The following is a 7,772-nucleotide window of genomic DNA, read 5'->3' on the forward strand; positions in this document are numbered from 1 at the left end:
TAACGCGAAAAAAAAAGAGTTAAGGTATCGAGAACGAGACTGGCAAGAGAGAATCAAATACTACAGGGTCTTGCGGGAGCTCATACAGAAATATGGCAGTGATAGCTTAGTTTATATTGACGAGACGAGTTTTGATGAGATATGTACATGTGTTTATGCTTGGGCAAAGAGAGGGAAAAAAGTTTATGGAGAGAAGCAAGGGAAGCGAGGGAAGAGAGAGAGCCTAGTGGCAGGCAGGAGGAAAAAGAAGAAGGACTTGATAGCGCCTATGCTTTTTCAAGGCAGCTTAAATGCAGAAGGATTTGAAGGGTGGCTGGAGCGATACTTAATACCGAGCTTGGAGAGGCCATCTGTTTTAATTATGGATAATGCACCAATTCATCGTAAGGGTAGGATAAAGGAGTTGGTGGAAGCTGGTGGACATGAAGTAGTTTTTCTGCCCAGGTACTCTCCAGACCTAAATGACATAGAGCATGATGTTAGTGCTCTCAAGAGGGCAAGGATGCATGCCGACATTGGAACTTCTATTGTGATGAAGTGATTCGGAACTACTGTGCTTGCTAGTGTCTCATTCTTATTTGAATTAACTACGTCTCCGAAGGAGATTGCACTGGCAGGGGTCACTGAGAAGCCCGCGCTGTATGCGTAGCATCAGCGTCGGGAGTATGTCACGCTGATCCGCTCATTACCCTAGATTCCCGACCTGTTGAAGATCCACCCAACCCAGCAGGAATCCTTTACCCTGGTTAAGGGTCAGGTTGCGAGGTTGGCCCCGTGCCCAGGAGAAACCGATATTGCCTGGCTGGCTTGCTTAGCAACTTGGCAGAAGTGCTCCACATCGGCTGCGGTGGTGTTAAAGGCCGTCACCAAGCGAATCTGGTTGTGGTCTTCCCCCAGCCAGCGGTAAAACCGAAACCCCGCCTGTTCCAGGGCCTGTAGAACCGGTTCCGGCAGCTCGATAAACAGTTCATTGGCCTGCGGGGGATGTACCCACTCTGCTCCCGGCAGGGATCCCAGCCCCTGCGCCAACTTCTGGGCCATCGCATTGGCATGGCGGGCATTGCGCAGCCATACCCCATCCGTTAGATAAGCCTGCAACTGAGCGGAGAGAAAGCGCAATTTGGAAACGAGATGCCCGGCCCGTTTACGGCGAAACTCAAAATCCCCCGCCAGTTCTGGCTGAAAAAACACCACTGCTTCCGCCGCCCAAGCACCATTTTTGGTGGCCCCAAAAGAAAGCACATCCACCCCTGCCTTCCAGGTCATCTCAGCCGGAGTACAGCCCAAACTGACCAAAGCATTGGCAAAGCGGGCCCCATCCATGTGCACCTTCAGGCCAAACTGATGGGCCAAATCCGCCAGGGATCCGAGCTGATCCAGGGAGTAGAGGGTGCCTGCTTCGGTGGCTTGGGTCAGGCTAAGAGCAGCGGGTTGCACATGATGAACCACTCCAAAACCCGCCTGGGCCAGAGCCATTTTGAAGGCGTCCCCGTCGATGCGGCCATGTTCTCCGGGGATCCCCACCAATTTCGCCCCACCCGTCAACAGTTCCGGCGCACCACATTCATCCACCTGGATGTGGGCCTGAGGATGACAATAAATCGCCCCGTAGGGAGGGGTGAGCACCGAAAGTGCCAGGGCATTGGCAGCGGATCCCGTTGTCACCGGAAACACCGCCACCTCATGCTCGAAGATCTCCGCGAAGATTCTCGGTAACCGAGCTGTGCAGTCGTCGCCTCCATAGGGCATGGCGGATCCCTGGTTGAAGGCCACCAAAGCCTCCATCACCTCGGGGCAAGCCCCTGTCACGTTGTCGCTGCAAAAATTCATAGAACCAGGATGGGATTAGGATTGTCTCATTTCACCCCAACCAGGCTGGGATCCTCTAAAGTGTCCCAAGTCGAATCTGCTTCTGTCTGAGCCGGTTCATCCCCAGACTCCAGCTTCGCGGGCACCGCTGCTGCCGGCTGAGCCATCCACCACAAACCCAAGGCTGGGCCTAATCCCAGGAGCAAACCCAACCCTGCTGGCGCAAGAATACCGGATCCCAGGCTCATCGTCAGGGCAAAGCCAAAATTGGCTCCATAAAGTACCAGCGGCCCCAACAACTCGGTACGGTTCAAAATCGGTTGTTCTTTGCCCCAGAGTAGGTTGGCCACCGTCATAAAAGCCGCTCCGGTCAGCATCCAACCGCCAAAGTTTTGCAGGGGCATGCCAAAGAAAGGTCCCGGTTGAAACCACATCCAAAACGGGATCAAACCGCGAGTCATGGCCGGATCCAGCACGAAGTCCCAGGCGGTGAGCAGCAGCGCTCCCAACATAATCGCCTCGAAGTGGATCAGCCAATGGCGCTGATGTTGCAGGGCCACACGGGCCAACAAATAGGCCGATAACCCCACATAAAACCAAGACAACGGGATCGTAAAGGGCACCAATCCGGCGATTTTGTAGCCCAGCCCACTCAGGTAGCCGTAGTCTCCAAACGGGATCCCGGTACTGGTGCCCAACAGCTCACTGCCCAAAGAAATGCCCACCGCCGGGATCAGGAACATCAGCAGCCGCCGTACCCCCAACAGGCGGGATCCCATCAAGGCCGCTGCAAACATCCCAAACACCATGTAGGCAACTCCGCCATTGCCCATACTCAAAGAGAATGCTTGAATCCCAATCGGGGGCAAACTGGCAATCCACTCAGGATGCGGTACAACCCAAAGCAACCCTGCTAACCCAAAGAACAGAGATAGGATGTGCAGACTCAGGGCTAGGGTTTCCAGCCGCCGCCACAGGGATCCTGACCCAGGCAGGAGGGTTTGCCAAAGGGAGGGCTTGGAATTGGAGTTCATAAGCCCCAAGGTAACAGGTAGGCTGACAGGAACACTAGAGAATGAGAACCAACGCATGAAGGACTCCCGAGGGGTGGTTGATCAGGGCCGCTATACCTCCCCAAAACCCACACGGCAGATTGAGGGGAAACGGGATGCCCTGAGAAGGTGGCTGTACGCCAGCGCGCCCATGCTCGCAGGAAAGGTGAGACGGCTGGCGACTTCTTGGGCAGTTGCGACACTGCTGATATTTTGCGCTCTATTGTATCAATTCGTAAACATATCGCCTGTTTTTGCCCAAGGTTTGACGGGATCCGCCAGTCCGGGATCCCTTGTGGGACTGTATAGCCAACTGGTGCGGGCCTTGGATCGTCAAGATTGGCGACAGGCTCTGCGCCTCGTGGATGAATTACGCCGTCAAGAGCAGGATCCGGCGCAACGCTACGACCTAGAGAGCTATCGGCTGGAGTTGGAAGCGCGGGCCTATGCAGGGGATCCGCCCCCGCCGCCTCAACCCGCCACTCTGCCCTTCCTGCACAAGCCCTTTGCCGGAACATTTCCCGTCAGTAATCTCTTTGATCACGATCTGCCCCTTGGCGAAGCCGATGACAATGGCCGATTTTTAACAGTGCAGGGGCAGGTGTGGATCCCGAACCCGTCGCACCCTTGTGGCAAAAGCGATGGCCATGCCGGTTACGACTGGGAAATGCCCATCGGCACCCCGATCCTGGCCGCTGCGGCTGGCCGAGTCAGCCTAGCCCGTGCGGAACCGGAGTTTTACTGTCCTGCCTTGGGGCGTTCTGTGCGGGGGTTGAGGGTGCGCATTCTCCATGAACTGGGATCCCCAGAGACCCAATGGTTTGAAACCCTCTACGCCCACCTCAGCCAAATTCAAGTACGCGAGGGCCAAAGAGTTTCCCCAGAAGAGGTGATCGGCCTGTCGGGAAATAGCGGCTGTTCCAGTGGGCCTCATCTTCATTTCGAGGTGCGGCGGCTCAACAACACCCACTCCGGCCAACCGGCTGCGGTGGATCCCTATGGCTGGCTGGGATCCGGCCTGGATCCCTGGAGTATTCACCCGCAGGGGGCAGAGAGCCTTTCACTGTGGCAAGTGGGGCAAGCCCCCAGCTTGGGATCCTGTTGGGATCTGCTCCTTCCCCTGGATTGACAGGAATTCCTGGTGCATCAGCACGTAGATGTGAAGGGATATAAAGATATGTAAAAGGATATGTAAAAGTGGGATCAGCACCCGACTGAGGATCCCCCAATGCGCACGGAAGAGCCCCGCCCCGCCCCCCCAACAGCCACAGAACAGGATTGGCAGTGGCGTGGATACCCAATTCGCTACCAACAGGCAGGCTGTACCGGCCCGGCTGTGGTGTTGATCCATGGTTTTGGGGCCAGCAGTGACCATTGGCGCAAAAACCTGACGCAACTAGGGCAGCACGCTCGGGTTTATGCCATCGATTTGCTGGGGTTCGGGGGATCGGCTAAACCTTTGCCGGGACCTGACCTCACTTATACTTTTGAAACCTGGGGATCCCTAGTGGTGGATTTTTTGCGGCTGGTAGTGGGGAATCCCGCCTATTTGATCGGCAACTCCATCGGTTGCATTGTGGCGCTGCAGGCTGCCGTTCTGGATCCGGCTCAGGTTTTGGGGGTGGCGATGTTGGATCCCTCCCTCCGGCTGTTGCACGAACGGAAACGGGGCCAGATCTCCTGGCTGCGGCGCTGGTCAACCCCCTTGATTCAAAACCTGCTGGGATGGCCGCCCTTTGGCAACTTCTTCTTTGCCCAAGTGGCCCAAGCCAAGGCCATTCGCCAGATTCTCCTGCAAGCCTATGGGCGCAAAGAGGCGGTGACCGAGGAACTGGTGCAGCTGTTGCTCAAACCAGCTCTGGATCCGGGGGCGGCAGCCGTCTTCCTGGCCTTTGTGCGTTACTCCCAGGGGCCTCTGGCAGAAGATCTTTTGCCCCAGCTCACCTGCCCGGTCTTGATCCTCTGGGGAGAAGCGGATCCCTGGGAGCCGATTGCTCTAGGGCGGGCTTTGGCCGAGTTTCCCTGTGTGGTCGGGTTTATTCCCTTGCCGGGGGTTGGCCATTGTCCCCAGGATGAAGCTCCGGAGTTGGTGAACCCGCTGCTGCTGGATTGGCTGCGGGATCCCTGCAAAAAAATATTAGATACATGAGGGCACCTTGCTCGCGGAGTGCGTTTCACGAACGAAAAATTCACGCCTCATTGAAATCGAAGTACCCATGAGAAAAATCCACAAGAAAACCGCCTGAATGCCTCACTTACCCCCGGCTGATGTGTTCCAGTTGATCCAGGTTAGGCCCACTCAGGCGAAAGGCTTGACCAAAGCCCTGGATAAAACTGCCCTGTCGAGGGGTAATCTGGCAAAAGTGAAAATCCGCCAGACCCAGCAGCATCTCGGCAATCTCATACTTGGCCCGATACAACGGCTCAAACCCCCGCGCCACCGCCTCTTCTCGACTGAGAAATTCGGCCACTCCACTCACCATCACCCGTGCCAGGGCATGATTGCTGCGGGGATCCCCGGGGGTTGGCGGCTCATGAATCATCAAACCGGCACGGCCATCCTCTCGCAGCGCTTGGGTATGGGCAGACAACTCACTGATGAAAATGGCAAACCGCAAGGGATCCCGCTGCACCACAAAGGGCACCAAGGATACCGCCGGGGATCCCGCCTCCAAAACCGCCAAGCTGGCCACCGGCTGCTGATCCAATAGAGCATTGAGGCTTTGCAAAGGAGACATAGACAGCTCTCACACAGGCTTCGTCATTATCTCCAAAATCTCCAACCAAAATGCCATCTCCCCCTTAGGGGGAAATAGCTCTTATCTCATCAGGGATCCCTGAGATAATGGGGTTCGCTCTCGCATCACCAGAGCTCAAGTGCCCCATCCATGGCTGCCTGCACCAGCTGCAATAACGGATCCCATCCATGTACTGTGATTATCTCGTCCAAATCCTCACCGCCCGTGTTTACGATGTTGCCCAAGAATCCCCCCTTGAACCGGCCTTTAATCTCTCCCGTCGCCTGAAAAACCAGGTCTGGCTGAAACGGGAGGATATGCAATCGGTCTTTTCCTTCAAGCTGCGCGGCGCTTACAACAAAATGGCGCAACTCCCTCCAGAACAACTGGCCCAGGGGGTGATTGCGGCTTCTGCCGGCAACCATGCGCAAGGGGTGGCCTTGGCAGCTCAACAGTTGGGCACCCAGGCCATTATCGTTATGCCCGTCACCACACCGCAGGTAAAAGTGGATGCCGTGCGGGCTCGCGGTGCGGAAGTGGTGCTTTACGGAGACACCTTCGATGATGCCTATACCTATGCCCGGCAACTGGAGGTTGAGAAAGGCTTCATTTTTATCCATCCCTTTGATGATCCAGCCGTCATTGCCGGTCAAGGCACCATTGGCATGGAGATCCTGCGGCAGTATCAAAAACCGATTCATGCCATTTTCGTGGCCATTGGCGGTGGCGGCTTGATCTCAGGCATTGCCGCCTATGTCAAACGCTTGCGTCCCGACATCCAGATCATCGGCGTGGAACCCGTGGATTCCGATGCCATGTATCAGTCACTCCAGGCAGGACGACGGGTGCGCCTATCCCAGGTGGGCTTGTTTGCCGATGGGGTAGCGGTGCGGGAAGTGGGGGAAGAAACCTTTCGCCTCTGTCAGCAATATGTGGATGAGATCCTCTTGGTCAGCACCGACGATATCTGTGCGGCCATCAAAGATGTGTTTGAAGATACCCGCTCTATCCTGGAGCCCGCCGGGGCCTTAGCCATTGCCGGCATGAAGGCCTATGTCAACCGCACCGGCATCCAAGGACAAACCCTGGTCGCGGTTGCCTGTGGGGCGAACATGAACTTTGACCGGCTGCGCTTTGTGGCCGAACGAGCCGAGATCGGGGAACAACGGGAAGCCATTTTTGCCGTCACCATTCCCGAACAGCGGGGCAGCTTTCTCAAGTTCTGCACCTGTATCGGCCAGCGCAACCTCACTGAATTTAATTACCGCATTGCCGATGACCGCGAGGCTCATATCTTTGTGGGGCTACAGGTCAAAGATCGCACGGATGCCCAGCAAATGGCCCTGACCTTCGAGCAGGCGGGCTTCAAAACCCTGGATCTGACGGATGACGAGCTGGCCAAATTGCACCTGCGCCACATGGTGGGAGGCCGATCTCCCCTGGCTGAAGAGGAGCTGCTCTACCGCTTCGAGTTCCCGGAGCGGCCCGGCGCCTTGATGAAATTCTTGGCCTCCATGAGCCCCAACTGGAATATCAGCCTGTTTCACTACCGCAACAACGGGGCCGACTACGGTCGGGTGGTGATCGGGATCCAAGTGCCTACCTCCGAAATGCCCGAGTGGCAAAGCTTCCTAGATACCTTAGGCTACCGCTATTGGGATGAGAGCCAAAACCCTGCCTACAAGCTGTTTCTGGCTTAATCGTCTTCTGGGCTGGGCTTGAACAAGACAGGGCCCCTTTGTCTAGCTCTGTAAATAAAACTTTACAAATCTACGCACAGTGATCTACACTAGGTCTAGAAGAAACAGGAGAACAGTATGACCAGGTATCGCTCCGTCGTAGTCGAAGAAGGTGGCCGTTTGAACAACTACGCCATCGAGCCAGAAATGTATGTGGATAGCACCCCTCGCGTGGGCTTTACCGACTATGCAGAGCGCTTGAATGGGCGTTTGGCAATGATTGGTTTTGTTGCCTTGATCGCAACCGAAGCCCTGTTGGGCACTTCCCTGATCAGCTGGTTGCAATCTCTGGGTCAGTAGGCTGCCAGATTGACACTCCCCCGGTTAGAAACCGGGGGATTCTCCCTTCTAGCTCCCCACAGCTTGAAGCTGTGAGGGATTCATGGAGTTCAGGGGATTGCCAACTACCCCATCCCCTGAGCCGACCGTACCCA

The 7,772-nt window shown here is 56.1% G+C and carries 7 protein-coding genes and 1 pseudogene; 5 read left to right on the plus strand and 3 right to left on the minus strand.

What is annotated here, in order from left to right; all coding sequences use genetic code 11:
* Positions 1–564, plus strand: a pseudogene (locus JX360_RS16615) (IS630 family transposase); the annotation flags it as partial.
* Between the two features lie 189 nt (positions 565–753).
* On the opposite strand, the gene JX360_RS16620 reads toward JX360_RS16615, so the two are convergent.
* Positions 754–1,830 (minus strand): threonine aldolase family protein, encoded by a 1,077-nt coding sequence (locus JX360_RS16620; protein WP_244353176.1) that lies wholly within the window; start codon positions 1,828–1,830, stop codon positions 754–756.
* Positions 1,831–1,856: 26 nt separating this feature from the next.
* On the minus strand, positions 1,857–2,843 hold the full coding sequence (locus tag JX360_RS16625; RefSeq protein WP_244353181.1) for a carotenoid biosynthesis protein: 987 nt from the start codon (positions 2,841–2,843) through the stop codon (positions 1,857–1,859).
* A 313-nt stretch (positions 2,844–3,156) separates the two neighbouring features.
* Between JX360_RS16625 and JX360_RS16630 the strand changes: the two genes are divergently transcribed.
* Positions 3,157–3,990: a M23 family metallopeptidase gene (locus JX360_RS16630; protein ID WP_244353183.1), complete on the plus strand. Its 834-nt coding sequence runs from the start codon at positions 3,157–3,159 to the stop codon at positions 3,988–3,990.
* Between the two features lie 99 nt (positions 3,991–4,089).
* Positions 4,090–5,010: an alpha/beta fold hydrolase gene (locus JX360_RS16635; protein ID WP_244353185.1), complete on the plus strand. Its 921-nt coding sequence runs from the start codon at positions 4,090–4,092 to the stop codon at positions 5,008–5,010.
* Positions 5,011–5,116: 106 nt separating this feature from the next.
* Here JX360_RS16635 and JX360_RS16640 read toward each other — a convergent pair whose 3' ends face one another.
* Positions 5,117–5,599 carry a pyridoxamine 5'-phosphate oxidase family protein gene (locus JX360_RS16640; RefSeq protein ID WP_244353187.1) on the minus strand — a complete coding sequence of 161 codons (483 nt, stop codon included), beginning with the start codon at positions 5,597–5,599 and terminating at the stop codon, positions 5,117–5,119.
* 188 nt (positions 5,600–5,787) lie between these two features.
* Between JX360_RS16640 and ilvA the strand changes: the two genes are divergently transcribed.
* Together ilvA and JX360_RS16650 are read left to right on the plus strand one after the other, a co-directional pair.
* Positions 5,788–7,299, plus strand: a complete 1,512-nt coding sequence (gene ilvA / locus JX360_RS16645; RefSeq protein ID WP_244353195.1) for a threonine ammonia-lyase, biosynthetic — start codon at positions 5,788–5,790, stop codon at positions 7,297–7,299.
* A gap of 117 nt (positions 7,300–7,416) precedes the next feature.
* Positions 7,417–7,638, plus strand: a complete 222-nt coding sequence (locus tag JX360_RS16650; RefSeq protein ID WP_244353197.1) for a chlorophyll a/b-binding protein — start codon at positions 7,417–7,419, stop codon at positions 7,636–7,638.
* Positions 7,639–7,772: the final 134 nt, after the last annotated feature.

It is taken from the genome of Thermostichus vulcanus str. 'Rupite' (genome assembly GCF_022848905.1).
Taxonomy (GTDB): domain Bacteria; phylum Cyanobacteriota; class Cyanobacteriia; order Thermostichales; family Thermostichaceae; genus Thermostichus; species Thermostichus vulcanus_A.

Excerpts from the sequence above, each read along its gene's own strand:
- JX360_RS16620 (WP_244353176.1), bottom strand. The coding sequence starts at position 1,830 with ATGAATTTTTGCAGCGACAACGTGACAGGGGCTTGCCCCGAGGTGATG.
- JX360_RS16625 (WP_244353181.1), bottom strand. The coding sequence starts at position 2,843 with ATGAACTCCAATTCCAAGCCCTCCCTTTGGCAAACCCTCCTGCCTGGG.
- JX360_RS16635 (WP_244353185.1), top strand. The coding sequence starts at position 4,090 with ATGCGCACGGAAGAGCCCCGCCCCGCCCCCCCAACAGCCACAGAACAG.
- JX360_RS16640 (WP_244353187.1), bottom strand. The coding sequence starts at position 5,599 with ATGTCTCCTTTGCAAAGCCTCAATGCTCTATTGGATCAGCAGCCGGTG.
- ilvA (WP_244353195.1), top strand. The coding sequence starts at position 5,788 with ATGTACTGTGATTATCTCGTCCAAATCCTCACCGCCCGTGTTTACGAT.
- JX360_RS16650 (WP_244353197.1), top strand. The coding sequence starts at position 7,417 with ATGACCAGGTATCGCTCCGTCGTAGTCGAAGAAGGTGGCCGTTTGAAC.